The sequence below is a fragment of the Nocardia nova NBRC 15556 genome, from assembly GCF_001613005.1.
In the GTDB taxonomy this organism is placed as follows: domain Bacteria; phylum Actinomycetota; class Actinomycetes; order Mycobacteriales; family Mycobacteriaceae; genus Nocardia; species Nocardia nova.
The window spans coordinates 198809-225741 of record NZ_BDBN01000002.1 but is presented as its reverse complement, the minus strand read 5'-3'; the positions used below and the strand labels follow the sequence as shown (position 1 = coordinate 225741).

At 66.3% G+C, this 26933-nt stretch carries 21 protein-coding genes and 1 pseudogene; 12 read left to right on the top strand and 10 right to left on the bottom strand.

All coding sequences use genetic code 11. The features are described from left to right. The first annotated feature begins 1 nt into the window (after window position 1). The 4 genes from NN2_RS02115 to NN2_RS02100 all read left to right on the top strand — a co-directional run bounded on the left by NN2_RS02115 (window position 2) and on the right by NN2_RS02100 (window position 6517). Window positions 2-1507 (top strand): aldehyde dehydrogenase family protein, encoded by a 1506-nt coding sequence (locus NN2_RS02115; RefSeq protein ID WP_063009812.1) that lies wholly within the window; start codon window positions 2-4, stop codon window positions 1505-1507. Window positions 1508-1647: 140 nt separating this feature from the next. After that, a complete protein-coding gene (locus NN2_RS02110) occupies window positions 1648-2265 on the top strand; it encodes a hypothetical protein (protein WP_063910641.1) in 618 nt (205 codons plus the stop codon). Between the two features lie 54 nt (window positions 2266-2319). Further along, on the top strand, window positions 2320-2877 hold the full coding sequence (locus NN2_RS02105; RefSeq protein WP_063009808.1) for a flavin reductase family protein: 558 nt from the start codon (window positions 2320-2322) through the stop codon (window positions 2875-2877). A 184-nt stretch (window positions 2878-3061) separates the two neighbouring features. Next, window positions 3062-6517, top strand: a complete 3456-nt coding sequence (locus NN2_RS02100; RefSeq protein ID WP_063009806.1) for a serine/threonine-protein kinase — start codon at window positions 3062-3064, stop codon at window positions 6515-6517. 120 nt (window positions 6518-6637) lie between these two features. Here NN2_RS02100 and NN2_RS02095 read toward each other — a convergent pair whose 3' ends face one another. The 3 genes from NN2_RS02095 to NN2_RS02085 form a co-directional block, all read right to left on the bottom strand. Next, window positions 6638-8803 (bottom strand): 3-hydroxyacyl-CoA dehydrogenase NAD-binding domain-containing protein, encoded by a 2166-nt coding sequence (locus tag NN2_RS02095; protein WP_063009804.1) that lies wholly within the window; start codon window positions 8801-8803, stop codon window positions 6638-6640. A gap of 20 nt (window positions 8804-8823) precedes the next feature. After that, entirely contained in the window at window positions 8824-10032 is a 1209-nt protein-coding gene (locus tag NN2_RS02090) for an acetyl-CoA C-acetyltransferase (RefSeq protein WP_063009802.1), read from the bottom strand. 158 nt (window positions 10033-10190) lie between these two features. Then, window positions 10191-11288 carry an LLM class F420-dependent oxidoreductase gene (locus tag NN2_RS02085; protein WP_082856641.1) on the bottom strand — a complete coding sequence of 366 codons (1098 nt, stop codon included), beginning with the start codon at window positions 11286-11288 and terminating at the stop codon, window positions 10191-10193. Between the two features lie 72 nt (window positions 11289-11360). Between NN2_RS02085 and NN2_RS02080 the strand changes: the two genes are divergently transcribed. Together NN2_RS02080 and NN2_RS38365 are read left to right on the top strand one after the other, a co-directional pair. Next, window positions 11361-11990: a TetR/AcrR family transcriptional regulator gene (locus NN2_RS02080; protein WP_063009800.1), complete on the top strand. Its 630-nt coding sequence runs from the start codon at window positions 11361-11363 to the stop codon at window positions 11988-11990. Then, window positions 11990-12244: pseudogene (locus NN2_RS38365) on the top strand (AMP-binding protein); the annotation flags it as partial. The gene NN2_RS02080 and the pseudogene NN2_RS38365, both read left to right, overlap by 1 nt. Window positions 12245-12292: 48 nt before the next feature. Here the strand turns inward: NN2_RS38365 and NN2_RS02075 are convergent. Next, complete coding sequence (locus NN2_RS02075; RefSeq protein WP_063009911.1) at window positions 12293-12892, bottom strand: TetR/AcrR family transcriptional regulator; 600 nt, start codon at window positions 12890-12892, stop codon at window positions 12293-12295. A 308-nt stretch (window positions 12893-13200) separates the two neighbouring features. Here NN2_RS02075 and NN2_RS02070 point away from each other — a divergent pair, with 308 nt between their 5' ends. Further along, entirely contained in the window at window positions 13201-14796 is a 1596-nt protein-coding gene (locus NN2_RS02070) for a long-chain-fatty-acid--CoA ligase (protein WP_063009798.1), read from the top strand. A gap of 668 nt (window positions 14797-15464) precedes the next feature. Here the strand turns inward: NN2_RS02070 and NN2_RS02065 are convergent. From NN2_RS02065 to NN2_RS02055, 3 genes are all read right to left on the bottom strand, one after another. Beyond that, on the bottom strand, window positions 15465-16670 hold the full coding sequence (locus tag NN2_RS02065; RefSeq protein WP_063009791.1) for an acetyl-CoA hydrolase/transferase C-terminal domain-containing protein: 1206 nt from the start codon (window positions 16668-16670) through the stop codon (window positions 15465-15467). A gap of 3 nt (window positions 16671-16673) precedes the next feature. Next, the gene (locus NN2_RS02060) at window positions 16674-17864 is read right to left on the bottom strand and encodes an acyl-CoA dehydrogenase family protein (protein WP_063009789.1); all 1191 of its coding nucleotides are present in this window, start codon (window positions 17862-17864) and stop codon (window positions 16674-16676) included. A gap of 108 nt (window positions 17865-17972) precedes the next feature. Then, on the bottom strand, window positions 17973-19094 hold the full coding sequence (locus NN2_RS02055) for an acyl-CoA dehydrogenase family protein (RefSeq protein ID WP_063009787.1): 1122 nt from the start codon (window positions 19092-19094) through the stop codon (window positions 17973-17975). A 243-nt stretch (window positions 19095-19337) separates the two neighbouring features. Here NN2_RS02055 and NN2_RS02050 point away from each other — a divergent pair, with 243 nt between their 5' ends. Beyond that, complete coding sequence (locus NN2_RS02050; protein WP_064909361.1) at window positions 19338-19823, top strand: MaoC family dehydratase; 486 nt, start codon at window positions 19338-19340, stop codon at window positions 19821-19823. Window positions 19824-19943: 120 nt separating this feature from the next. Then, on the top strand, window positions 19944-21086 hold the full coding sequence (locus tag NN2_RS02045; RefSeq protein ID WP_063009778.1) for an acyl-CoA dehydrogenase family protein: 1143 nt from the start codon (window positions 19944-19946) through the stop codon (window positions 21084-21086). Between the two features lie 85 nt (window positions 21087-21171). Here the strand turns inward: NN2_RS02045 and NN2_RS02040 are convergent, their stop codons facing one another. Together NN2_RS02040 and NN2_RS02035 are read right to left on the bottom strand one after the other, a co-directional pair. Further along, complete coding sequence (locus NN2_RS02040; RefSeq protein ID WP_063009776.1) at window positions 21172-21957, bottom strand: enoyl-CoA hydratase/isomerase family protein; 786 nt, start codon at window positions 21955-21957, stop codon at window positions 21172-21174. 48 nt (window positions 21958-22005) lie between these two features. Beyond that, on the bottom strand, window positions 22006-22686 hold the full coding sequence (locus NN2_RS02035) for an SDR family oxidoreductase (RefSeq protein WP_063009774.1): 681 nt from the start codon (window positions 22684-22686) through the stop codon (window positions 22006-22008). Window positions 22687-22857: 171 nt separating this feature from the next. Between NN2_RS02035 and NN2_RS02030 the strand changes: the two genes are divergently transcribed. Beyond that, window positions 22858-23313: a MaoC family dehydratase gene (locus NN2_RS02030; RefSeq protein ID WP_094026590.1), complete on the top strand. Its 456-nt coding sequence runs from the start codon at window positions 22858-22860 to the stop codon at window positions 23311-23313. A 78-nt stretch (window positions 23314-23391) separates the two neighbouring features. On the opposite strand, the gene NN2_RS02025 is transcribed toward NN2_RS02030, so the two are convergent. Continuing rightward, window positions 23392-24297 (bottom strand): VOC family protein, encoded by a 906-nt coding sequence (locus NN2_RS02025; RefSeq protein WP_143860115.1) that lies wholly within the window; start codon window positions 24295-24297, stop codon window positions 23392-23394. 382 nt (window positions 24298-24679) lie between these two features. On the opposite strand from NN2_RS02025, the gene NN2_RS38900 reads away from it, so the two are divergent. Continuing rightward, entirely contained in the window at window positions 24680-25879 is a 1200-nt protein-coding gene (locus tag NN2_RS38900; protein ID WP_082856640.1) for an acyl-CoA dehydrogenase family protein, read from the top strand. Then, the gene (locus tag NN2_RS02015) at window positions 25876-26919 is read left to right on the top strand and encodes an acyl-CoA dehydrogenase family protein (protein ID WP_218021983.1); all 1044 of its coding nucleotides are present in this window, start codon (window positions 25876-25878) and stop codon (window positions 26917-26919) included. Before NN2_RS38900 ends, NN2_RS02015 begins: the two co-directional genes overlap by 4 nt. Window positions 26920-26933: the final 14 nt, after the last annotated feature.

Genomic DNA, 26933 nt, shown 5'->3' with positions numbered 1-26933 from the left:
GATGAGTACCCCCCACTACTCACTGTTCGTCGACGGCAAATGGACCGACACCGGCGACATCTACGAAATCCGTAGTCCCGCAACCGAAGAACTCGTCGCGACGGTCGCCAAGGGTGGCGTCGCCGAGGTCGACCAGGCGGTGGCCGCGGCCAAGGCGGCGCACGAAGAGGGCACCTGGCGGCGCACGCCGCCGGCCGAGCGCGCGGCCCTGCTCAACGAGGTCGCCACCCGGCTGGGCGGTCGCATCGACGAACTCGCGGTGCTGCAGACCCAGGAGAACGGCGCCACTATCCGTATCACCGGCGCGCTGCATGTCGGCTTGTCGGTGGCGCAGATCCAGTATCTGGCCTCGCTGGCGGAGAACTACGAATGGGAGACCAGCGGTCCGGAGATCGGCCCGGTCCCCGCGGTCGGAATCGTGCGCCGCGAGCCGCTGGGCGTGGTTGCGGCCATCGTCCCGTGGAACATCCCGCTGCTCACCACGGTGTGGAAGATCGCGCCGGCGCTCGCGGCCGGAAATACGGTGGTGCTCAAGCCGGATGAGCACGCACCGCTACTCGCCCTCGAGCTGGCCAAGGAATTCGAAGCAGCAGGCCTGCCCCCTGGCGTGCTCAATGTGATCACCGGTGACGGTGATCCGGTGGGCGCCTACCTCGCGGGACACCCGGATGTCCGCAAGGTGGCATTCACGGGGTCGACCGTCGTCGGCAAGAGCATTCTGCGTCAGTCCGCCCAGACCATTCGGCGGGTCACCCTCGAACTCGGTGGTAAGGGCGCCAACGTCCTGCTCGACGATGCCGATCTGGATATCGCCGTGGACGGCGCACTCTTCGCCTGCATGGCCAACAACGGTCAGGCATGCGAGGCGGGGACCCGGCTGCTGGTGCCTGCGAGCCGTTACGACGAGGTGGTCAGCCGCCTGGTCGAGCGCGCCTCGACCCTGAAGGTCGGTGACCCCCTCGATCCGGCCACCCATATCGGCCCGATCGCATCCCGGGTACAGCGCGATCGCATCGTGGAGTACTTCAAGATCGCGGCTGAGGAAGGCGCCACCGTCGCGTTGGGCGGACGTGTCCCGTCCGCGCCCGGATTCGACAAGGGTTACTGGGTGGAACCGACCATTTTCGTCGACGTCACCAACGACATGCGGATCGCGCGGGAGGAGGTCTTCGGGCCGGTTCTCACCGTCTTGGCCTACGACTCGGTCGACGAGGCGATCAAGATCGCCAACGACACCAACTACGGATTGTCGGCCGGCGTCTGGGGCAGCGAGGAGCGCGCGCTCGAGGTGGCCCGGCAGCTGGATGCCGGCATGGTCTGGGTCAACGATTGGCACGTGATCCATCCGGCGTATCCGTTCGGTGGCTACAAGGAAAGTGGTCTCGGTCGCGAGGGCGGGCCGGATGCGCTCGACGAGTACACCGAGCAGAAGTTCATCTCGCTCGACCGGTCGGGCGGTATCGAGAACAAGGCGTTCGCCATCGTGATCGATCCGGTCGCGAGCTGACGCCTCGGCTGGCCCCGTAGTGGATGGTGGCTCGCGCCGTCGTGGCGAGCCACCATCCGCCCCGGGCTCGTCAGGCCTGCGCCGGGCGACGCTCGGCACCGACGGACGAAGACGGGATCCGAAGACAGGAGTGGATGAATATGTCGCGCTGGATAATCGGGGCCAGGCCCCCCTTGCATGTGGCACTGGAGCTGGCGAACGCCGGCCACCACGCCGCTGTGGCGAGCGACGGTCACACCACCGAGCCGGACGAATGGCTGAATCTGACCTCCACCGACCCGCATCGGCGCCGACCACCGTCCATAGTCCGAATTCAGGCGCCGGACCTTGCCGCCGCTCAACAACAGACAGCCCGGATCAGAGCGGCCGCGACCGGTGAGGGATACGACTCGTCCGACGTGATCGTCTTGGTCGATGTCGAAGTGATGGTCGCGTACGACGCGCCGACCGCGCGTAGGGAACTCACACGGCTGGACGGTCACCTCACGGCCCCCTCGGTCCCGGCCTCGCTGCGGTACGTCGGAACACCGAACGGATTGGCCGGCCTGGTGGCCGACATCCACGCCGTGCATGTCGCCGACGGCGTGACGCTGCGGCCACTGATCAACTCGGAGGTGTTGGCGCACATCGCGTTCCGCACTCTGCCGTGGCTCGAGTCGATCGGTGTGCCGTTGTCGCCGCAGCAGGTCGCGGCGGTAAGGAGGCGCGCTCTTCGATCCGGCGCCGGTCGGTGCGCGGACAATCGGCAGCCGGCCTGAAGAGCGGCGAGCTCAGTTACCCCTACCGTCTCGAACGAAAACCAGGAGGAAGCTATGTCGAACTCGGTCGAAAAGGACGAGGACGTGCTTACTCGGTCGGACCGGTTCCGCAGTGTCAGTGCCGTCGAGTACCGCGCCGCGCTGCGCCGTCACCCGGCCGGCGTCACAATCGTCACCCTGAACTCGCGCAGTGGTCCCGTTGGGTTTACCGCAACCTCCTTCGCCTCGTTGTCGCTGGACCCGCCACTGGTGTCGTTCAACATCACCTGCACGTCGTCGAGCATCGGTGCCCTGCAGGCAGCGGAGTCCGTGGTCGTCCATCTGCTCGGCGCCCATCAACTCCATCTCGCGCAGCGATTCTCCAAGAGCGCCGATCAGAGGTTCTCCGATGAGTCGCTCTGGGCGCCCCTGGATACGGGCGAACCCGTGCTGCACGGGACGCCGACGTGGATGCATGCCCGGGTGCACCAGTTGATTCCCGCCGGTGATTCGGTATTGGTCATCTGCCGGGTCGTCCGCGTGTACTGGGACGACGACGACGGCGAGCAGAGGCACGAGCCCCTGCTGTATCACAAGGGCGCCTACTCGGCCGCGGTTCCGCTCGCCGAGTAGCCGACCAGGCCCTGCCATGTTCAGGCAGCGGGTAGTTTCCGGAGCTGTCTCGCTCTCCCGAGCCGGCCGCACCCAGCGCGGTATGCTGGCGATACGCGAGCAGGCGGACCGGACGTCTGACGGGGTGATAAACCTTCTCCGGTCCCATGTGGCGCGGGTGGACATCGGGAGATGGGACCGATCGATGGTCAGCGGCGACCCTCAGGACGCGCACCGAGATCTCACCGAAGGCATTGCGGCGGAGTTGCGGTCGGCCGGGTTCGAGGCCGTCGTTCCGATCGGGAAGGGCGGCTTCGGAGTGGTGTACCGCTGTGAGCAGTCCGCACTGCGGCGAACCGTGGCGGTCAAGGTGCTCACCGCCGAGCTCGACTCGGAGAATCGATCGCGCTTCCTGCGTGAGCAGCGAGCCATGGGCCAGCTCTCCGTGCATCCGAATATCGTCAGCATCCTGTTCAGCGGTGCGCTCTCGCAGGGCCGGCCGTACATCGTCATGCCGTATCACCCACAAAAGTCGCTGCGGGAAACGATCGAGTGCGACGGCCCCCTCCCGTGGAGCGATGCTGTGCGGATTGTGATCAAGATGGCCGGCGCGCTCGAAACGGCCCACCGATCGGGCATTTTGCACCGCGATGTCAAACCCGGCAATATCCTGCTGAACGAGTTCGGCGAACCCGAGCTCACCGACTTCGGAATCGCACACATTTCCGGCGGATTCGTCACGACGTCCCGGGTCGTCACCGGATCTCCGGCCTTCACCGCACCGGAGATCCTGCAGGGGCATCCGCCGACCGCTGCCTCCGACGTCTACAGTCTCGGGTCGACGCTGTTCTGCCTGATCACCGGCCACGCCGCCTTCGAACGCCGTAGCGGGGAGAAGCTCGTCGCACAGTTCCTGCGAATCACCTCCGAGCCGCTGCCGGACCTGCGGGCACGCGACATTCCCGACGATGTCTGCCGCGTGATCGAGCGTGCGATGTCGCACAGGCCGCAAGATCGACAGGCCTCGGCTGCGGCGCTGGGTGAGCAGCTGTGCGCGGCGCAGCGCCGTCACGGTCTCCCCGTCGATCGGATGGTGCTGCCCGCGAGTGCGAAAACCGAAGGAGCGGAGAAGGATTCGACGATCCGCGTGACCGGTTTGCCGCAGTTCACGACCGGCGCCTACGGCCAGGTCCGGAGAGCGGCTGCCGTCGATACACCGCCGGCCGCATCGACCAAATTCCGGCCGCCGACCCCGACGCGCCCGCTGGTCGTACGGCAGCGGCTGCTCGAACTGCTCCGGGCCGGACAACGTCGTCGATTGATCGTGATTCACGCGCCCGCCGGATTCGGGAAGAGCACTCTGGCCTCGCAGTGGCGCGAGGTGCTCACTCGGGAGAACGTGCGGGTGGCGTGGCTCAGCGTCGACCAGGACGACAACAATGTCGTGTGGTTCATGGCGCATCTGGTCGAGGCGCTCCGGCCGGTGTCGGCCGAGCTGGCCGAGGCGCTCGGGCAATTACTCGAACTGCACGGCGACACCGCGCAGCCCTATGTGCTCTCGGCGCTGGTCGACAGGGTCCATGCCGCCGCACAACCGGTCGCCCTGGTCATCGACGACTGGCATAGGGTGACCGACGCCACCACCATATCGGCGCTCGGCTACTTGCTCGAGCGCGGATGTCACCACCTGCAGGTGATCGTCACCAGCCGGAGCCGGACCGGGCTGCCGCTGAGCCGCATGCGAGTCCAGGACGAGCTGGTCGAAATAGACTCGAATACATTGCGTTTCAACGTATCCGAGGCGGGCTCCTTCTTCGCCGGCGCCGGTGGGCTGGCGCTCGAACCCGCCGACATCGATCATTTGACCGAGTCGACCGAAGGCTGGGTTGCCGCGTTGCAACTGGCGGCGTTGTCACTACGCGGCGCCGACGACCCCGATGATCTGATCGGCCACCTGTCGGGTCGCCACCACGCGATCGGTGACTTCCTGGCGGAAAATGTGCTCGACGGTCTGGAACCGCGGTTACTCGAATTCATGCTCCGCACATCGGTCACCGAGCGGTTGTCGGGCAGTCTGGCATCGGCGTTGTCCGAGATGCCGGACGCAACGGCTTTGCTGGAAGAGGTCGAGGCCCGCGACCTGTTTCTGATCAGGTCCGATGCGGATCGGAACTGGTTTCGGTACCACCACCTCTTCGCAGAGTTTCTGCGGCGGCGGCTCGAGCGCGATCACCCTGACTGGGTCACCGACCTTCATCGCGTGGCATATCGATGGTTCGCCGACCACCAGTTCCTGCGTGAGGCGGTCGATCACGCACTGGCTGCCGGTGACGAAGACTGGGCTGTCGAGAAGGTTGAGCGCGATGGTACCCACCTTCTCGAGCAGTCACAGATGTCGACGTTACTGGCGGTGATCGAGAAGCTACCGCCGTCTGCGGTGCGGACCAACCCGCGCTTGCAGCTCGCCAAGGCGTGGGCCAACCTCCTCCTGCAGCGCCGCGAGCCGGCGAATTCCGCGCTGGCGCAGGTTCGTTCACTGCTCCGAGACGGCCTCGGCGTGCGGGATGAGACGGTGGAGATCGAAGCCGACGTGGTCGAGGCGGCGGTGCGAGTCTCGGCCGACCGTCTCGGCGGCGTGGCAGAACTCGTAGCCGACGCGCTGCACCGGCCGCAGGAGCTGCACCCATGGGTCGTCAGTACGGCGGCCGATATGGACGCCTTCGTGGCGATTTACCGTTTCGACTTCGCCGCGGTGCACCGCCGTCAGCAATGGGCGATCGACTATCACAGGCGTATGCGCGGGCCGTTCAGCGTCATGTACGGCTACAGTTTCGACGGCATCGCGGCGAACGAGGAGCTCGATATCGTGACGGCCGAGGACGATTTCCGTACCGCGGTGCGAGTCGCGGGGCGAAGCGGTGGCGGCCGGTTGCACGCGGCGCGGATCGCCGGCGCGTTGCTCGGAGATCTCCTGTTCGACAAGGGGGACCTCGACGCCGCCGAACGTCTACTCGACGAGGGTTACGAACTCGGCCTGGAGGGCGGAATCGTCGATTCGATGCTCGCCACCTTCGGTACGGGAGCGCGGATCAAGGCGTTGCGTGGTGATCTCGACGCCGCCCGGCAGCGCTTGTACGACGGGTGGCGTCTGGCCACCACGTTGTCGATGCCGCGTCTGGCGGCCCGCATCGCGAACGAGTGCATCCGGGCCGGGATACCCGTTCCCGCCGGATGTCCTTCGTCCGGTCTCGTCGCGTCGTCCGGCTGGGACGAGGCAGCGAACGGGATAGACCTGGTCACCGCGGAACTGCAGGAGGAATCGGTGATCCGGGAGTTGCTTGCCCGGCAATCGGTTACGGCGGCCGCCGAGGCGTGTGTGCTGGCGCGCTCCCGAGTGGACCGCCTTGCCGGGCACCATCGGCCCAGAGCCCTGTTACACGCAAATCTGCTGCTGGCCGGCTGCCTCGCCGCCGCCGGTGAGACGGAGCAGGCCGAGCGGACCCTGCTACCGGGGGCACGCCTGTGCGCCGAACGTTCGTTGATCGGTCTGCTCCGCTACGGCGATCCAGGAGTGCGCGCGATAGTGAGGCGGCTTGCGGGTAACAGTCGCGAGGGCGGGCCGACGCTGCCTGCGGCCTTCGTCGACGCGGTGCTGTCCTGACACGGATTCGGGGTGATCATGTGTCCGCGCCGGACTCGGCGCACATCTTCGGAACGCGACTCATCGTGCGAACGCGGAGGGGCACCGCGCGCAGCGAGTGCCCCTCCGCGATGTGGTGGACTAGCGGTAGATTTCGCCGCGAGAGGCCTTGGCCTGCAATGATTCCGGCGGGTTGAAGCGGTCGCCGTAGCGCGCTGCCAGCTCGCGAGCGCGTGCTACGAAGCCGGGCACTCCGCCGTCGTAACCATTGATGTACTGCAGCACACCGCCGGTCCAGCTCGGGAAGCCGATCCCGTACAACGATCCGATATTGGCATCGGCAACGGAGGTCAGGACGCCCTCGTCGAAGCAACGCACGGTTTCCAGTGCCTCGGCGAACAGCATGCGCTCCTGCAGATCGCGTATCGGGATGTCGTGCGTGCCCGATCCGAAGGCGTTGCGCAGCCCGGGCCACAGGCCGATCCGCTTACCCGATTCGTCGTAGTCGTAGAAGCCGCTCCCGGTGGAGCGACCCTTGCGATCGAATTCATCGATCATGCTGTCGATGACCGCTTCCGAGCCGTGCGCGGACCAGCGCCCGCCGGCCGCCTCGATCGCGGCCCGCTTCTCCTGCCGGATCTTGCGAGGCAGCGTCAGAGTCAGCTCGTCCATGAGTTGGAGTGGCGGGGCGGGGTATCCGGCTTGTGCACCGGCCTGCTCGATCAGTGCCGCGGTGACGCCTTCGCCGACGGCGGCGACCGCCTCGTCGAGGAAGGTCATGATCACGCGGCTGGTGAAGAAGCCGCGACTGTCGCCTACGACAATCGGAACCTTGCCGATCTGCTGGGTGAAGTCGAAGACCTTCGCCAATGTCTGCTGCGAGGTGTTCTTCCCGGTGATGATTTCGACCAGCGGCATCTTGTCGACGGGCGAGAAGAAGTGTATTCCGATGAAGTCCTGTTGCCGTTTCACGCCTTCGGCGAGCGTGCTGATAGGCAGTGTGGAGGTGTTGGACCCGAGTACCGCATCGGGCTCGACGATATCCTGAACCTCTTGGAACACACGCTGTTTGAGCGCGACGTCCTCGAACACCGCCTCCACGACGAAGTCCACGCCCGCGAGATCGCCGGCCTCGGCGGTCGGACGAATTCGGCCGAGAAGCTCTTTCGACTTCGCTTCGGTCGTCGCGCCCCGGGCCACTGCCTTGGCCTCCAACTTCTCGGCATAGGTTTTACCGCGCTGCGCCGATTCCAGCGTGAGGTCCTTGAGTACGACCGGCAATCCGGCTCGTGCGCACACATACGCCAGGGCGGAACCCATCATCCCGGCGCCGAGGATGCCGACCTTCGTCGCCGCGAAGGCGGGTTCGCCCGCTGGACGGCTGGCGCCGCCCTGCACGGTTTGGATATCGAAGAACGCCGACTGGATCATGTTCTTCGCGATCTGGCCGGTGACCAGCGGGATGAAGTAGCGGGTCTCGATCGATGTGGCGGAGTCGAAGTCGACCTGCGCCCCCTCCACGGCCGCGGCCAGGATGGCACGCGGTGCCGGCAGCGGGGCGCCTTTCGACCGGCTGCGCAGGGTCGCGGTGAGGATCGGGAGGCGCGACGCCAGCCCGGGATCGGCGGGGGTGCCGCCGGGGATGGTGTAGCCCTTGGTATCCCACGGCTGGGCGGCATCCGGGTTCGCCTCGATCCAGGCCTTGGCCGCCGGGACCAACTCCTCGGCCGTGGCGACGACTCGATGAATCAGCCCGAGTTCCAGCGCCTTCTGCGGCTTGAACCGTGTTCCGGTCAGCAGCACCTCGCTCAGCGCGCGTTCCACACCGAGGATGCGCACGGTGCGGGTGACGCCGCCCACCGCCGGCAGCAGTCCCAGACCGACCTCGGGCAGGCCGACGACCACGCCCTTGGCGGCCGCGATGCGGTGATGGGCGGCCAGTGCGAGTTCCAGCCCGCCACCCAGGGCCGCGCCGTTGATGGCGGCGACAACCGGACGGCCCAAGGTCTCGAGCCGGCGCAGCTGATGTTTGATGCCATTGCAGAAGTCGGTGAAGTATTGCGCGTCGTCGGGCGTCGCGGCGACGAGATCGTCGAGGTTGCCACCCGCGAAAAACGTCTTCTTCGCCGAGGTGATCACCACGCCGCGCAACGTGTCGCGCTCGGCGGCGAGGCGATCGACCACCGCGGTCAGCGATACGAAGAACGCGCCGTTCATCGTGTTCGCCGAGGCGGCGGGATCGTCGAGGGTGAGGACCACGATATCGTCGGAGCCGCGCTCCCAGCGGATCGTCTGTGCCTGTGTCATTTGCCGAATTCCGTTCCTGCTCAGAGGCGTTCGATGATGGTCGCGATGCCGATGCCGCCGCCGACGCACAGCGTCACCAGCGCCCGGCGTTCGCCGCGGCGCTCGAGTTCGTCGATCACGGTGCCGACGAGCATCGCGCCGGTGGCGCCGAGCGGATGACCCATGGCGATCGCGCCGCCGTTGACGTTGAGCTTCTCGTCGGGGATATGGAGGTCCTTCTGGAACTTGAGAACCACCGACGCGAAGGCCTCGTTCAATTCGAACAGGTCGATGTCGTCGAGACTCAGCCCCGCCTTGGCGAGCACCTTCTCGGTGGCCGGCCGCGGCCCGGTCAGCATGATGGTGGGGTCGGCGCCGGATACCGCGGTGGCCACGATGCGTGCCCTGGGCGTGAGCCCGAATTGTTTGCCCGCCTCTTCGTTTCCGATCAGGACCAATGCCGCACCGTCGACGATGCCGGAGCTGTTGCCGCCGTGGTGGACGTGGTCGATGCGTTCCACCGACGAATACTTTTGCAGCGCAACGGCGTCGAAGCCGGCCGCGCCGAGGGCGGCGAACGACGGCTTCAGCGCCGCCAGCGACTCGACCGTCGTGCCGGGGCGCCGGTGCTCGTCATGGTCGAGCACGGTGACTCCGTTGAAATCCTTCACCGGCACCACGGACTTCGTGAAATATCCACCGGCCCAGGCATTTTCCGCGCGTTGCTGCGAGCGTACGGCGTAGGCGTCGACGTCGGCGCGACTGAACCCCTCGATCGTCGCGATCAGATCGGCGCCGATGCCTTGAGGTACGAAATGCATGTCGTAGGCGGTTGCCGGGTCGTTGAACAGCGGGCCGCCGTCGGTGCCGATCGGTACCCGCGACATCGACTCCACGCCACCGGCCAGTACCAGGCTCTCGAATCCGGAGCCGACCTTCTGGGCGGCGAGGTTGGTCGCTTCCAGGCCCGACGCACAGAATCGGTTGATCTGAAGGCCCGCAACGGTTTCCGGCAGTCCCGCGGTCAATGCCGCGGCCTTGGCGATATTGCCGCCCTGATCGCCCACCGGGGTGACGACGCCGAGGACGAGGTCGTCGATGTGGGCTGGATCGAGATCGGGAAAGCGCGCGCGCAGTTCGTCGATCAGACCGACAACGAGGTCGATCGGCTTGATGCTGTGCAGCGATCCGTTCTTTCCCTTACCTCGGGGTGTGCGAATCGCTTCGTACACGATGGCCTGATTCGGCATCGGCTTCTCCTCATTCTCCGCATATGGCCCGATCGAGGGCACGGCCCGGCCGTAGCGATAGCGCGGCGGGGCGAACGACGAATCACGTGCTGGGCAGGTGACGGGTTTTCCGCGTTGGCGCGGTACCAACTGACGCTAACCCAGTAGGAGACCTGCAGTCAATACTGACTGTAGCTGTCCGCTGTGGGTTGCGCGCCGGCCTCGCTCCGGGGGCATGCCGTCACCGATTCGTGCAGGTCGTCGATGATGGTGTAGCGCACGGCGTCGGCCATCGGGTATGGCGTGTACAGGGTGAATCTGTCGATGATCCCGGCGAATCGGCGGTGGATCTGCGCGCCTATCGTGTCGGGTTCGCCGACCACGGCGAAGGTTTCGAGCACTGTGTCGTCCACCAGATGTGTCATCGTCTGCCAGTCCCCGGACTTGGACAGGCGATGGAGTTCGGTGCCCAGCTCGCCCCAGCCGTGCAGTTCCAGCACCGGACGATAGGAAGGGGTGGCTCCGTAAAAGGCTATCTGCCGGCGCACCGCATCTAGTGCCCGGTCGAAGTCGCGTTCGTCCGCGCCGGTCACGACCAGTCCCGGATAGCTGGTCGTGAACCGGGCGTGGTCGCGCCCCGAGGCGCGCAGCTCCGCTTCGAGGAGTGGGATCGTGACCTCGCGCAGGTATCGCTCGGTGGTGAAGCCGTGTAGCACAATGCCGTCGGCGACCTCCGCGGCGACCCGGGTCATCTTCGGTCCCACCGCCGCGAGCAGGATCGGCGGTGGCCCCCAGGGGTTGCGCTCGGGTCGGAACATCGGAGTCATCAGCGTGTGCCGGTAGAACTCGCCACGGAAGTCGAGGCGCTCGTCGGCTTCCCAGCTGTGCCAGATCGCGCGCACCGCCGAGATGAATTCCCGCATCCGATCGGCCGGGGCCGACCAGGGCATGCTGAAACGACGCTCGATATGGGCCTGGATCTGCGAGCCCAGTCCGAGCATGAACCGCCCCGAACTGAAGGCGTGCAGATCGTTGGCCACCGTGGCCGTCGTCATCGGATTCCGGGCGAACGCCACGGCGACCGCGGTGCCCAGTTGCAGCCGAGGGGAGCGCTGCGCGGCGGCCAGCAGGGGCAGAAACGGGTCGCGGGCGACTTCCGTCGACCAGACGCCGTCATATCCGAGGCGGTCGGCGAAGTCGACCTGTTCGCCGACAGCGTTCAGGTCACCGCCGCCGGTGCCGTCGATCGAGCCGCCGATATTTCCGTCAACCAGCATGGCGTTTCCTTCTCTGCGAATCCTGCAGTCAGTGCTGACTGTACTCTGCCGCGGCGTCGTAGTATCGAGGCCATGGCAGCCACACGCGCAGAGAGTTACCTGCAACAGCAGGAGAGACGTAGTCGAGCCAGCCGTCAGCAGATTCTCGACGCGGCCGTGCAGTGCCTGGTCGAATACGGATACGCGGGTGCGTCGACGCTGAGGATTCAGGAATTGGCGGGCATCTCGCGCGGGCGGCTGCTACATCATTTCTCCTCGCGAGACGAGCTGCTGGTCGGGGCCGTCCAGCATCTGGCGTCCGCGCGAGTCGCCGAGCTGCGCACGGAGGTCGGTTCGATGATCGCCGTGCCTGACGACGACCCGGCTCGTATCGATGAGGCGATCGGACAGATGTGGACGAATTTCCATCAGCCCTTCTTCTGGGCCTCTATAGAGCTCTGGGTGGCGGCTCGGCACAACGACTCGCTGCGAGAGGCGTTGCGGCCGGCGGAACGGCAGTTGCAGAAGGCGATTCACGAAACTCTCGCGGTGATGTTCGGGCCGGTCTGGTCCGCGCGCCCGCGGTATCAGCAGGTGGTCGACACATTGCTGTCCAGCATGCGAGGGGCTTCGGTGGCGTACGGGTTCGATCCGCGAACTCCGGCTCGGGATCCGCATCTCGCGCAGTGGCGGGATGTGGCGAGAGTTCTGCTGGCCGCGTAGCCCTCGAGGCCATCGAGCGCTACCGGGTGGCGCACGGTCAATGGGTGCCGACGATATTCGTTCGCATGTGAAGCTGCCCCAGCCCGACCGCGAGCGATTCCGACCTGGCCAGTCACCGGGTGGCCGTACATGCGGCCGCTCCGTGCTCGGTCGAGGTCGAGCAGGCCATGATCGACTGGTGGGGACCGATCCTGCACGAGTACTACGCCAGTACCGAGGGGATGGGGATCACCATGATCGACTCCGATCAGTGGTCGACATCGCAGTGATCGGGCTACCGGACCCGGGGACCGGCGCTCGGGTCATAGCCCGAGTACCGCCCGCCCGGCGTCGGCCAGGATTTGACGCAACCGATCCTCGGGCAGGCCCGTGTTGTGGAACAGCGACGACTGGATCGCACCGATCGCGGCATGGACCATGGCACGCGCGTCGGCGTCGGACAGGTCGTCACGCAACTCGTCGAGCAGGTGCACCCACTCCTCGATGTACATCCGCTGTTTGCGTCGCAATCGGCGGCTGTCCTCGTCGGGCAGATTGTTGATCTCGTTGTGGTAGACCTGTGCCAATTCACGGTCGCCCACTACGAACTCGACCTGACCGTCGATGAGCCGGTTCAGGGCCAGCCGAAGGTCTGCAACTGATTCCACGATGGCGTGCTCGTCCATGAGCAGGTTGTCGATCGCCTGTTCGAACAGTGACACCAGGACGGCCGATTTGCTGTCGAAATGGCGGTAGATCCCGGACCCGGTGATACCGGCCGCGTGGCCGATGTCGGACATGGAGACCGCGTGAAAACCTCTGCGAGCCACTAGATCGGCAGCCGCGACGAGGATGCGGTCCTTGCGCGCGGGGTCGCGGATCCGCGTCGGCGGCTCGACGTCGGGCGTTGCTTGCTCGCTGATGATGACCTCCCTGGCTCGCGACAAGTCCGACCAATGTTAGTCCTCATTGACTAATGATGAAATAGTCCGTATCCAGACCCTCCATCCTTGCCTCGAACTGCTCCGATGCGTCGGTACCGTGGAGTGAGTGAGGCTACTGGTCAACAGGGGATAACTATGTAAGGGCCCTCGTCGAGCTCCTCGGTGAGACAGGCGTCCTGAGCGCCACATCTGTGAGCGCCGGGGGCAAGTTTGCGGAACTGACGCAGAGTTAGTGAATTGCGGTTAACGTTCTCAGTACCCCTTAGCGATGACTGGAGTCGACACCGATGTCTGCCACCGAACTGCACGCCAACCTGATCCACCGAGTCAACGTCGGTGACAGCCTGACCCGCTCCGCGGACCGCCGGCCGAACGCCATCGCGGTCGTCGAGGGCGATGCTCGCTACACCTACGCCGCGCTCGACACGTGGGTGAACAGGGTCGCGAACGCGTTGCACGATCGCGGGTACCGGCGGGGGGATTCGCTCGCGCTCGCATCCGGCAACTGCGTCGAGTTTCTCGTCACCTACTACGCGTGCGCGAAACTCGGTGTGGTCTGTGTGCCGATCAATCTCGGCTGGCGCAGCCAGGAGACGGCCTACGTTCTGGAGCATTCCTCGTCGCGCGGAATTGTGGTGGAAAGTCAACTGCTGGAACAGATCTCCGATGCGCTGCTGCAGGTGCCGGCGGTTGCCGAGGTGATAGTCGCGCCCGGTATCGGTGCCGGGGAGTGGAATACCGTGCCGGGGCGTTCCCGGTTGACCTTCGCCGAATTGACCTCTGCCGGTAGCGTTGCCGAACCCGAGCACCTCGTGGGTGATCGTGATCCGATCACCTACCTGTACACCAGTGGGACCACGTCTTTTCCCAAAGGTGTGGTGGGCAACCACACGGCGATCTACCTGGAATCCATGAGTATGGCGCTGGAGTCCGGGTTCCGTGACGACGACCGATTCATCGCCATGTTGCCGATGTTCCACACCGCGCAACTCAACTGCCACTGCACCGCGGCGCTGATGGTCGGCGCCACGATCTACATCCGTCGCGGCTTCGACGCGGATGAGGTACTCGACCAGATCGAGCGCGAGGCCGTCACGCAGATCTTCGGTCTTCCGACGATGTACCGCGCGATGCTCGAACATCCGCAACTGAGGGAGCGGGATCTCAGCAGCCTGCGCCGGGCCTGTTATGCGATGGCACCGATGCCCAATGCTCAACTGGAACAATGTCTCACCGCCTTCGGTTGTGATTTCTACCTGCTGTTCGGCCAGACCGAGATGAGTCCGACCGCGACCATGTTCCGGCCCGAACACCAGTTGTCCCACGCGGGTGCGGTAGGTACGCCGGTGGTGAACATCCAGGTCGCGATCATGGATGCCGAGGGCGACCGGCTGCCTCGTGGCGCCGAGGGGGAGATCGTCTACCGCGGGCCGCACACCATGACCGAATACCTGAACAATCGTGCGGCCACCGAGGAGGCGTTCGCGCACGGATGGTTCCACTCCGGAGATATCGGGCACATCGACGGCGACGGCATCCTCTGGTTCAGCGATCGGCGCAAGGATGTGATCAAGACCGGTGGCGAGAACGTCGCGTCGATCGAAGTGGAGAAGGCCGTGTACGCGGCGGACCCGAACGTGGCCGAGGCGGTGGTCGTCGGCCTTCCTCATGATCGCTGGAATGAGGCGATCACCGCCGTCGTCGTCGCCAAGCAGGGTGCCCGCATCGACGAAACCGAGTTGAAGGCCGCCCTGCGACATCATGTGGACGCGTACAAGGTGCCGAAGGCGGTGATTGTTGTCGACGCCTTACCGAGGACATCCACGGGCAAGATCCAGAAGAACATCGTGCGCCAGCAGTTCAGCGACTACTACCGGCAATGAATTCTATCGGTGCATGCGCCGAAGCTGGCTGAATTATCGGACGAAGCACCGATCGTTCGTGAGGTGGACGCGGTCGTCAACCGCGGGACGAGAGCGATGGACGCCCCGGTCACGCAACGCATGGACGCGGCTGGTGACCGGCGCGAATCATCCTCCGGCACCACCGGATTTCCCAGGGGCGCGGTGCTGTACCACAAGGGAATCGTGAACGAGGCCACCTTCGTCTTCGAACGAGCCGGCAAGACAGAGCGGAGCAGGGGGCGGTTAAGGTTAAGGTGGTCAGGTTCGACGCGGCAGTCTGCACGGGTTGCGGTCGAACCGCAGTTGTCACTAGCCGGACCATCCGTTTTCGAGCGTCGAGGCCGCGGTCAAAGCGCGCTTTACGGGGTGGTCGAAGAAGTAGCGCACCCACCTCGACCATTCTCTCCAGTGCACCAAAGAAGTCCGCGTTCCAGGGAAGCGTAACCGCGTATTCGTTCATCGCTGCCTGCACCCGCTCACCGGACAACTCGGTCAGTGAGGTCCCCCCGCTTTCTCGGAGGGCTTCGACCGATTCGGGTAGCAATCGTAAACAGAACGCTGTCCCCGACCCGGTGGCATTGCTTCCCACGGTGACGCTGGAGGATTCGGCACGATGAACATGCGAATGGCAGCCGGGGCCTTGACGATCAGGTTGTGCCGCTATCTGTTTCGGACGAATCATCGGGTTCGCGGACACCCGCGGAACCCCACGCGGCGCGCAACGCCTCGGTCCGTTCAGGGCGGTCCAGACCCCGCAGATCCGCGATACCGTGCTCGGTCACGACGATATCCACATCGTGAGACGGTGTACTGACGGGACGGGAGAGTCGCTCGACCAGGGTTGATCGGCCGCGGTGCGTCGTGGTCACGGCGATGATGCTGAGCCCACCCACCGACCGCGCCGCCGCGGCCGCGTAGTCGTGGTGACCGCCGATACCGCCGACCACGGCACGTTCGGTGCCTTCGACGTTGATCTGCCCGTCCGTATCGATCTCCACCGCGGTGTTCACCGCGAACAGCGGCGACGCCGACAACCGGCCCGGATCGTGGGTGAACTCGATGGGATGCAACACATCTCGGCCCGACACCCACTCCCGCAACCGCGGTCCACCGGCCAGGTAGGTCGCCACCGGGGTGCCGATGAGAAGGTCTCGCTCGGCGAGGTCGACCACGGAGTCCGGCAGCAGCCCGGAGTCGATGCGCACCGGGACCTCGAGTTTCCGCAGCACCGTCGCACCGAGTGCTCCCGGGCCGATCTGCAATCGTGCCCCCTCGGGAATGAAGCGCACCAGATTCTCGACGAGGCGTTCGAGCTCCGGCGCCACCGGCTCGTCCGGCATGTTCAGGGGCGGGTGGTCGGTCTCCCCGACGACGGTCAGCCGCTCCGCGGGCAGAACGGGACCCGCCGCGCACACCGGGGCAGCCCGCGACACGAGCGCGGCAACCCGGGCGCCGGCGTCGATCGCGGCGCGCTGCCAGGAGACCTCGTTGGCGAACCGGTATCCGGACGGCGTGTGCACCACGGTGGCCATCAGCACGTCGGGACGCAGCGGCCCGTGCAGCAGCGCGGGAGTGCCCGACAGCCGCACCGGCAGGAAACGGATATGCCCCTGCGCGACCGCCGAGCGCAGCCCCCAGCCGGGCATGAAGGTTCGCACATCGGCGAAGGCCCTGGGGTCGAGATCGGGATCGGCGACGGGCATCCAGCCCAGCACCAGCCGCAGGCCCTCGGTGTTCTCGGCCACCGCGGTCAGCTGCTCGGACAGCTCCCGCGGCGCTCCGAACCCGTCACCGATCGCGATGGTGGTATCCGGGCGGATGAGCGATGTGAACGCCACGGTGTCGGTCTGCATCGGTCAGCCCTTCTGCACGGCGGGTTCGCGGGGGAGTCCCAGCACTCGTTCGGCGAGAATATTGCGCTGGATCTCACTGGTGCCACCCAGAATGGTCTGCGCCCGGGCGACGAGCATCCGGTGCACGATCGGATTGTCCGCAGGATCGTCGGTGATATCGAGTCCCAGGGCGTCGACGGCCAGATCCGCCAGATCGCGATGGGTTTCCGAGCTCATCACCTTCAGCACCGAGAAGGTCGGGGAGGTCAGCGAGGACTCGGCGTGTACCGCGCGCAGCCAGGTCGCGCGTAGCAGCCATATCCGGGTCCAGATCGAGACGATGTCCTCGCGCAGGCGCGGGGTGAGCCGGTCGCGCCGGGTCGCGGCGGCGACGATATCGTCCAGCGCGGCGAACATCGACACCGACTGCGTGCCCAGCGACAGCCGTTCGGTGCCCAGCGTCGCGGTCGCTACCGCCCAGCCCTGCCCGATCTCCCCGAGCCGATCCTGTGCCCGCAGTCGCACGCCGGTGAGGAACACCTCGTTGAATTTGCTCTCACCGTCCATCTGCTCGAGCGGGCGCACGGTGATTCCGGGCGCCGTCATGGGGACGATGAACGCGGTCAGGCCGTCGTATCGGCCGGGGCCCGTCCTGGCGATCAGCAGACCGTAATCGGCCGCCGCCGCGGCGCTGGTCCAGACCTTGTGTCCGTCGATCACCCACTCGTCGCCCTCGGCGACCGCGCGAGTGCGCAGTGAGGCCAGATCCGATCCGGCCTCCGGCTCGGAGAACAGCTGGCACCAGAGGTGTTCGCCGACCCGGATCGGCTCCAGGTGCCGCGCCCGCTGCTCATCGGTGCCGAACTCCATGATCACCGGCGCGGCCAGCGCCGGGCCGACCAGTCCGAGCTGGCGGGGCACCCCTGCGCGCGCGGTCTCCTCGGCGAAGACCGCCTGTTCCATGATGCTCGCGCCGCGGCCGCCGTATTCGACCGGCCACGGCAGGCAGGCATAGCCGCCATCGGCCAGCAGACGCTGCCATTGCCGTCCGGGGAGTACGTCGTTCACCGTCGGGGTCGGGCCGTAGTCCCGCAGGCCGGCGGGCCTGGGCACCGACTCCAGCCACGCCCGTAGCTGCTCGCGGAATTCGGTCGTGTCATCCGCCTGATCGGACGTGTTCCCGGACCCCTGTCGTGCGGTCGGCGTCCCTGCCATGCCGGCTCCCTCCTTGTCGCCCTGTTCGGTCGAATACGCCGGGGCTGCAATGGAATAGGTTGAATTGGATAGGTAATCGAGTTGAACAGCCGAACGTGGCGCGTCCGCCTACGCGGGCAACGTCTCCGTGCGCAGTGCCAGTCGCTCGCGGTGGTAGCGGGGTGTTCCGAAATGTGCCTCGCCGCTCTTGGCGCGCTTGTAGTACAGGTGCGCCGGATGCTCCCAGGTGAAGCCGATTCCGCCGTGAATCTGGATGTTGTCGCGTGCGCAGAGGCTGAACGTCTCCGAGCAGACGGTCTTGGCCAGTCCGGCCAGCAACTCCAGATCGGGGTCGTTCGCGGCCACCGCCTCGGCCGCGCAGCGCGCGGCCGAGCGCGCCGATTCCACGGCAACCAGCATGTCGGCGCATGTGTGTTTGATCGCCTGGAACGAACCGATGGGCCGATCGAACTGGTGGCGCGTCTTGGCGTAGCCGACCGCCATCTCGAGTACGCGCTCCGCGCCGCCGACTTGCTCACACGCCAAGGCGACAGCGGCGCGATCGAGTATCCGGCGCAGTACCGCCCGGCCCTGCGCCGGCCCGGCGAGCAAACGCGCCGGTGTGTCGGCGAAGTCGAGGGTGGCCTGTCTGCGGGTTCGATCCAGCGTCGGCACCGCGGTGCGGCGCAGTCCGAGGTCGGTGTCGACGATGAACAGTCCGACTCCCTCCGGCAGCCGGGCGGCGACCACGATCGCCTCGGCCGACGCGCCGTCGAGTACATGCCGTTCGCGGCCGCTGAGCAGGTAGTGCTCGCCTTCGCGGCGCGCTGCCAGTCGGATCGATTGCTCATCCCATCCGCCGGCGTCCTCGGCGATTGCCGCTGTCCCGACGAGCCGGCCCGCGGCGATCTGTGGCAGCCAGGTTCGGCAGGCGTCGTCGTCTCCGCTCTCCAGTAGCGCGGTGGCGAACAGGACCACACTGCTGAAGAACGGGCCGCACAGCAGTACCCGGCCCATCTCCTCGAGTATCACGCTCAGTTCGAGGAAGCCGAACCCCGCGCCGCCGTACTCCTCCGGAATGGCGATGCCGTGCAGGCCCATCTGCTCGGCCATCAGTGTCGCGAGCTCCCGGTCGTACCCCTCGGCGGCATCCATCGTCGCGCGGACAGCGGACTCCGATGATCGCTCCTGCAGTAACTTTCGAACGGCGGCGGCCAGTTCCTGCTGTTCCGCACTGCGTACGCCGTACATGCCCCACTCCTGCCTAATCAGCTATAATCGTTAGATAATTTACCAGTATGCGCGCGGATCTGCATGCATCTCCGAGTGGATGTGCCGGTTCAGGTTGCGATACCCGGTGACGGGTGCGCGCTGGATCCACGTCGATGGCGGTGGCTGCAACCCTCGGGCTCACACCAGGCGGCGCCCGCCGTTCCCGTGGGAATAGAGGTAAATTATATAACTTATATGGATCATTAGTGGAAGGTGGGTCGAGTGAGTAGCGGCGAGAAATTGGATCCGTGGGCGATCGCTCCGGTTCTGCATGGGCGGACATTCGAACAGATGCGGCCGGGGGACCGCTTCCGAACCGGGAGCAGGACCATCACCGAATCCGACCTGATCGCTTTCGTCACCCTCGCCGGGCTCAGTGAGCCGCTGTTTCTGGATGAGCGAGGTTCGGTCGAGGCCGGTTACTCCGGGCGCGTCGTTCCCGCGGCTCTGACCTTCGCCTATGCCGAGGGGCTGGTCCTGCAAACCGGGGTGCTGCACGGTACCGGCATGGCGTTCATGCGTTCGGATCTCGATATCAAGGGGCCGGTTTTCGTCGGTGACACCATCTCTGTCGTGGTCGAGGTGCTGGAATCGCGGCCGACGAGTTCGGGCGGCAGAGGTGTGGTGACGACCGAGAATTCGGTGGTCAACCGTGACGGCGTCGTCGTGCTGGAGTACCGGCCCGTGCGCTTGGTTCTCGGGCGCTGACGACGCGGAGCGACCGTGGGGTTTCGGCCGCGGTGGCGGCCAGGTGTGGCGATTGACGTCACCTGGAAAGAATAGTTCTATTATATAGTTAATTTACCTACAAAGTGGAGGTCACAGGCGATGCGCCGTAGCATCTTCGAGCCGGAGCACGAGCAGTTCCGCGCAACCGCGAAAGCGTTCTTCGACACGGAGTGCGCTCCGCATGTGGAGGAGTGGGAAACCGCGGGGAAGGTAAGCCGGCAGGCTTGGAAGCGGGCCGGCGAGCTCGGGCTGATCGGCTGGGAGGCCCCCGAGGAGTTCGGCGGCCTCGGGCTGCGCGACTTCCGTTTCAATCAGATCGTGAGTGAGGAGATGTTCGCGACCGGCTCCGTCGGGATCGGCCTGGGCATCCAGAACGACATCATGGCGTCCTACCTCATCGGGCTGACCACCGATGAGCAGAAGAAGCGCTGGCTGCCGGGATATGTCCGGGGCGAGACGATCACGGCCATCGGAATGTCCGAACCGGCGGCGGGCTCCGATCTCGCCGGCATCAAGACCACCGCCCGCCGCGAGGGTGACCACTACGTCATCAACGGCCAGAAGACGTTCATCAGCAACGGCATTCTGGCCGATCTGGTGCTCGTGGCCGCCAAGACCGATCCGGCCGCCGGGCGTCGGGGCATCAGTCTGATCGTCGTGGAATCGGATACGCCCGGCTTCACCAGGGGCCGCAAGCTGGACAAGATCGGCCAGCGCGCGACCGACAGCGCCGAACTGTTCTTCGATGATGTGCGCGTGCCGGTCGAGAACCTGGTGGGTGAGGAGAACCGCGGCTTCTACCACCTGGTCGCCAACCTCCCCTATGAGCGGCTCGGTATCGCCACCTACGCGGTGCCGATGGCTCGGCGCGCCCTGGACTTGACCCTCGCGTACGCCACCGATCGCAAGGCGTTCGGGACCGCGATCGGCAAGTTCCAGGTGAACCGGCACTTCTTGGCCGAGATGAAGACCAAACTCGAAGTGGCGCAGACGTATCTGGACCAGTGCGTGCTGGCGGCGAACGCCGGTGAACTCACAGCCGAAGAGGCCGCCGGACTCAAGTGGTGGACCTCCGAAGTGCAATGGGAGATCCTGGATCGCTGCATGCAGTTGCACGGCGGTTACGGCTACATCAACGAATACGAGATCGCCCGGCTCTGGCGCGACTCCCGCGTGCAGCGCCTCTACGGCGGAACGACCGAAATCATGAAGGATCTCATCGGGCGCTTGATGGGGTTCTGAGGCAGCACCGGCCTCGAGCACGACAAGCGCGGGCACCGACCATAGGGTCGGTGCCCGCGCTTACTCATCCGGGCGGTCTGGCCGCTCAGGCTTTGGAATCGGTCTTGCTCAAGAATTTGTCGACGATCGCCTGATGCTCGGGGGTGTCGAAGGACTGGAATTCCTCCGCGAGTGCGTACTCGAGTATTCCGGTGATAGCGCGTTTGACGTGCAGGTTCAGCACGCGCTTGGTGGACTGGATGGCTTGTGGCGGCTGGGCGGCGAACTTGGCGGCCAAGGCGACCGACTGCTCCAGCAGTTCGGCGTCGGGCACCACGCGGTTGGCCAGACCGAGCGCGACGGCCTGCTGGGCGGGAATACGCTCGCTGGTGAACAGGTACTCCTTGGCGCGCAACAGACCCATCAGCAGCGGCCAGGTGGGCGCGCCGCCGTCGGCCGCGGTGAGTCCGACACCCACGTGCGGATCGGCCATGTAGGCGCTTTCGGCGATCAGGACGACATCGCTGAGCACGGCGAGATTGCAGCCGAGCCCGACCGCCGGCCCGTTGACCGCAGCCACGATCGGCAGCGGGAAGTCGACCATTTCGGTCACCAGGGCCCGTGCCCCGTCGATCTCCGAGCGTCGCTTGTCGCGGTCCAGCCGCACCGCGCGCAGATGGTTGAAATCGCCACCCGCGCTGAACGCCCGCCCGGCCCCGGTCAGTACCACCGCGCGCGCCTCCGGATCGGCGGCGATGTGGCGCCAGACTCCGACGACGGCGTCATGCAACTGCTCGTTCGCCGCGTTCAGGGCCTCCGGCCGGTTGAGGGTCACGATACGTACGGCACCGCGCGCCTCGATCAGAAGTTCGGGTTCGAAAGGCGATCTCATAGGTTCTCCCAGGGTTCGGATGGGTGTGCGGTCGGCGGGTGCCGGGTGTCAGGCGTCGGCGCGGTCTTTCACCGAGAAGGTCAGTACCGGACCGGGATTCGAATCCGGGTCGGTCAACAGCTCCGCGACCCGCTCACCGATCTCGACATCGGTGAGCCAGTCCGGCTCGGCCTGCGCACGGGTGCTGCGGCCGTTGACCATGGCCGCGATCAGGAGTTCACGGATCTTCACTCCGGAGTCGCGGTTCTCCTTGGACCAGGCGCGCACCAGGTTGCGCTGGGCAGCCTGGACCATCGAGACCGGAGCCATCCCGGGGAAGACGGCATCGGCCATGCCTCCGCCGATGGCGAGATAGGTTGCTCCCGGCGACAGCCGCGGCAACAGCACCCGCGCGGCATTCACGTGCGGACGCAGGAGCTTGTCGAATACTTCGGTGACTGTGTTCCAGCCACATTCGGCGACGGGCGTCGGCTGCCACGGCCCGCTGACGGTGACCACGACGGCGGAGGCGGAGGCGAGGTCGGCCGCGTCCGCGAGTTCGGCGGCCGATGCTTCGCTGTGCAGGCTCCCGGGCACCGTGGAGAGCAGGGGATCGTTGTGCTTCCCGGCGAGGTCGGCCAGTGTCGACTCCGTCCGCGCGGCCGCGACGGTCGTCCACCCGCGTTTCAGGCACGACGCGACGACACCCCGTCCGACGTCACCCGTCGCGCCGATCACCAGCACCCGCATCTGCCACCTCTCGTCGCAATCGTTTATTTAGTAGAATCATATATCTATATTTTGCCCTCTGTCCGCTGTCTTGACAAGTAGTTAAATGATATGACTGAATGCGGTGACGGTTCTACGCTCGGGGATCCCGAAGTGCGTTTCGACGCCGAGCATCCAGTCGGAAGGTGAATGATGGAGATCTACCGTGGTATCGCGGACCTCGAGGCCGCGGTCGGCCGGGAATTGGGGCCCACGGAGTGGTTCACGATGGAGCAGGAGCGAATCGACCGCTTCGCCGATGACACCGAGGACCATCAGTGGATTCATGTGGACCCGGAGCGCGCGGCCGCCGGCCCGTTCGGGGCGACCCTGGCTCATGGGTTCCTCACGGTCTCGCTGGTGCCGTATTTCCTGAACCAGTTGCGCCGGATCGAAGGTGTACGCATGGGGGTCAACTACGGGCTGAACAAGGTTCGCTTCCCGGCGGCGGTTCGCGGTGGTGACCGCGTCCGGGCACGCAGTACTCTGATCGGCGCCGAGCGTGTCGGTGCGGACGGTGTGCAGCTCGTCACCCGGACCACTGTCGAGATCGAAGGCGGTGACAAGCCGGGCTGCGTGGCGGAACTTGTTGCCCGCTACTACTTTTGAGCCATCACTTCCGATCGGTGCGCCCCGTGAACGGCGCGGCTGTCGCTGCCGATGGGCGTCGGAGTCGAGATCGAGTGGTCAGCGAGGTTCGGCCGGCCGCCGCACCTCGGTGCGCGGCCGTTCCACGAGCTCGACGACCACACCGTCGGGATCTGCCAGGAACAGGACGGTGAAACCGCCGGTCGGAACGTCGGGCATCGGAATGAACGACGGCTGCTGCAGGCCGGGGTGACCGCTCGCGGCCAGGGCCGCGTACGCGGCGCGGACATCGTCGACCGCGAGTGCTATCCGGTAGAGGCCCTGCGTATTCGCGGTCCGCTGCGGTGTCGCGCCCCCCGCCGGCGCCTGGTCGAGTTCCAGCGAGAACGTCGGGTCCGGAGGCAGGACCAGCGATATCCAGCCCTCACCCCGGGCGCGTGCGGCGAACCCGATCCGCGAGTACCACCGCAGGCTCGCGGACAGATCAGCGCAACTGAGCCGTTCGTGGGAGATGAGCGCCGACTGTGGGTCCGAGGGTGCATGTTCGATCTCGACGAGTTCGACGACAACCCCGTCGGGGTCCCGCAGTCGCACCGCGGGCCTATGGGCTCCGCGGACCATGCTGCCGCCGGCGACCTCCACCGGATCGTGACCGGACTCGGCGAGGTGCCCGCGAATCCGGGACAGCGATGGCACACGGTATCCGATAGCTGTCAGGCCCGGCGCCCCCGGAGGTGGGGTGGGTGCGACGGTCGCGGGTGTCTGCCACTCGACCAGTTCGAGGGCGGGCGCCGCCCGCGGACCGCGTCGATCGTAGAGAAACACCGTCTCGCTGTCGGTCCTCGACGGCATCCCCATGCATGTGGCATCCACCCCCTTTCCGGTCGAACGCATCCGGGGCGCGATCTCGAACAAGGTCGTGTAGTAGGCCTCGGCGCGCGCCTGATCAACGGTGTTGAGGTTGCAGTGCATCACAGCATGGGCGTGTTCGGGAGGTGGATTCACGGCAGGACTCTCCCCTTCGGAGATCGGGCCGCAACGGAGATCGCGGTCGCGGGATCGGCTCAACCTAACCAATTGTGACGATTGCGTCAATATTGTCCGTTGATCAGGCGGCGACGCGCCACTATCCTACAGCTTTCACTGGGAAGGGTCGCCGAAAACTACTGTAAGAAGGGCTATTCAGTACTCCGACGACTTTTATTGACGAAATAGTCAAATAGTCTGTTACAGTGACAGTCGAAGTTCGACCGTGGCCTCGTTCCCGCCCACAGGGAGCCGACCGGCACATCAGCATCGCGGGGCCCCGCCGTCGGGCACCGCTGGAACCAGGAGGGGTCATGCAGAACCCGTTCGCACCCGGCCGGGCGATCGTGGGTGGATTCGGATGACCGAGTCGGCCGGGATGGAGGTCTCCTACCTCGAGGCGCGCGATGACTGGGCCCGAGACCCGTCCGCCTATCGCCGGGCCCTGCGGCAATTCATCGCCACCGAGCCCGGACTGGATCGCTGGCGCGGGGGCGACTATCCGACCACCGAAGACCGGATGCGCGACAACGCCGCGCTGTCGAAGTTGCTCAGCGAGGGCGGATGGAATCGCTATGGATGGCCCGTGTCGGCCGGCGGGTTGGGCGGAGACGAGCGACATCGCGCGGTGATGTATGACGAGCTGAGCGCCGCGGGGCTGGCGGTGCCCGAGCAGAACAAGTTGCTCGAGACGCTCGGCCCGGCGGTGTTGCGGTTCGCTCCGGACTTGGCGGTGCAGTTCATGCCGTCTTATCTGGCCGGCGAGGAGTGGTGGGGCCAGGGCTTTTCCGAGCCGGAGGCGGGTAGCGACCTGGCTGGGCTGCGCTGCCGCGCCCGGCGTGCGGGCGAGACTTACGTGTTGTCCGGCCAGAAGATCTGGACCAGTCACGGCGCCACCGCGCGCCGGCTGATCTGCCTGGTCCGTACCGGCACGCTGGAGAGCAGGCACCGCGGACTCAGCATGATCATGGTCGATACCGACACCCCGGGCGTTACCATCCGGCCCATCGCGCTGGCCAGTGGTCACAACGAGCTTGCCGAGGTGTTCTTCGACGATGCCGTGGTTCCCGCGTCGCGCCTGCTCGGCCAGGAGGGGGAGGGCTGGGCGGTGGCGATGTATCTGCTGCAGTTCGAGCGGGCCATGTACGCCTGGCTCAGCGCCACGGTGGCCTCGCGCCGGCTGCGCGAACTGCGCGCGGCGCTGATCGGGCGACGGCTGCCCGACGGCGCTATCCGCCGATTCGGCGAATGTTATTCGGACATAGCCACTTTGAAGGCACGCAGTGCCGATACGGTGCGCCGGCTCGCCGCGGGCCGGACGGTGGGGCCCGAGGCGAGTATCGACAAAATCCTGCTGGCAACGGTGGAGACCGGACTGCACGACCTCGCCCGGGATGTGCTGCCGGGTGAATTCCTCTTCGGGGACGACCCTGCCGCACAGCAGTGGCGGGCCGAGTGGTGGTACAGCCGGGCCTCGACGATCATGGGCGGTTCCGCGGAGGTTCAACGCGGGATCATCGCCGATCGGGTCCTCGGCCTGCCCAAGGAGCGTGGCGCATGAGCGCGGCGTCGAGCACGACCACGCGCTCAGCGACAGATACGGCCGAGGGAAGAGATATGGGCTTGGATGCCGAGACACAGACCGTCATCGCCGAGTCGCTGCGAGAGCTGTTCGCGGCGCGGAATGGGCGAACGAGCCTGGCGCCGTTGCTCGCCGAGCTCGGCTGGGCAGAGGTACTCGCCGCGGATCCGCGCGCGGCGGTCGGATTGCTGTTCACCGAGCACGGTCGCGCGCTGGCCGGTTCCCGTGCGCTCGACGACGTCGTGCTCGCCGAACTGCCCGAACTGCCCGACGCCGATCTGCGCCGCGCCGTCGTCTATTCGTCCGGAACCATCGATCTGCCGCGGGACCACGAACGGATCGACGGAATCGTGCTGGGACCCCTGGACGACGTCGACGAGGTTGTTATCCCGGTGGCCGGGGCGCAGGGGGCGCCAGCGCTGTTCATCGTGCCGGTGGCCGATATCCGCGCCTCGGCTGCCCCGCTGGGTGGTTTCGACCCGGCCGCCGGATGGACGGCGATCGGCGGGCTCGCGCTGGGGGATCTGGTTCCCACCCCGGCCGGCCGGAGCTGGGAACGGGCCGTCGCCGCCGGGCGTCGAGCACTCTCGGCCGAGATACTCGGAATCTGTGATGCGACCATGGATCTGGTCACCGCGCACACCACGACGCGCGTCCAATTCAACCGCCCGATCGGTTCGTTCCAGGCGGTGCGCCACCGGCTCGCCGAGGCAGCCGTCGCGATAGCCGGCGCACGCTCGGTCCTGGACGCCGCGTGGAACGCGGCCGCGGCACCCGGCGGCGGCGCGTGGGCGGCGAAGATCGCCAAGGTGCGAGCCGGCCGTGCTCAGGCCGAACTCATGCGCAACGCCGTTCAGGTATTCGGCGCCCTGGGCCTGACGCGGGAGGGTGATCTGCACCGGTACGTGACCAGGGCGGCCGCGCTCGACGCGTTGCTCGGCGGGCATCGGCTGCTCACCGAAGCCGTGGGAAATGCGGTACTCGACGGCACGGAGGACGACTCCGCCTTCGGCTTCTGAGCGGGAATTTCCGG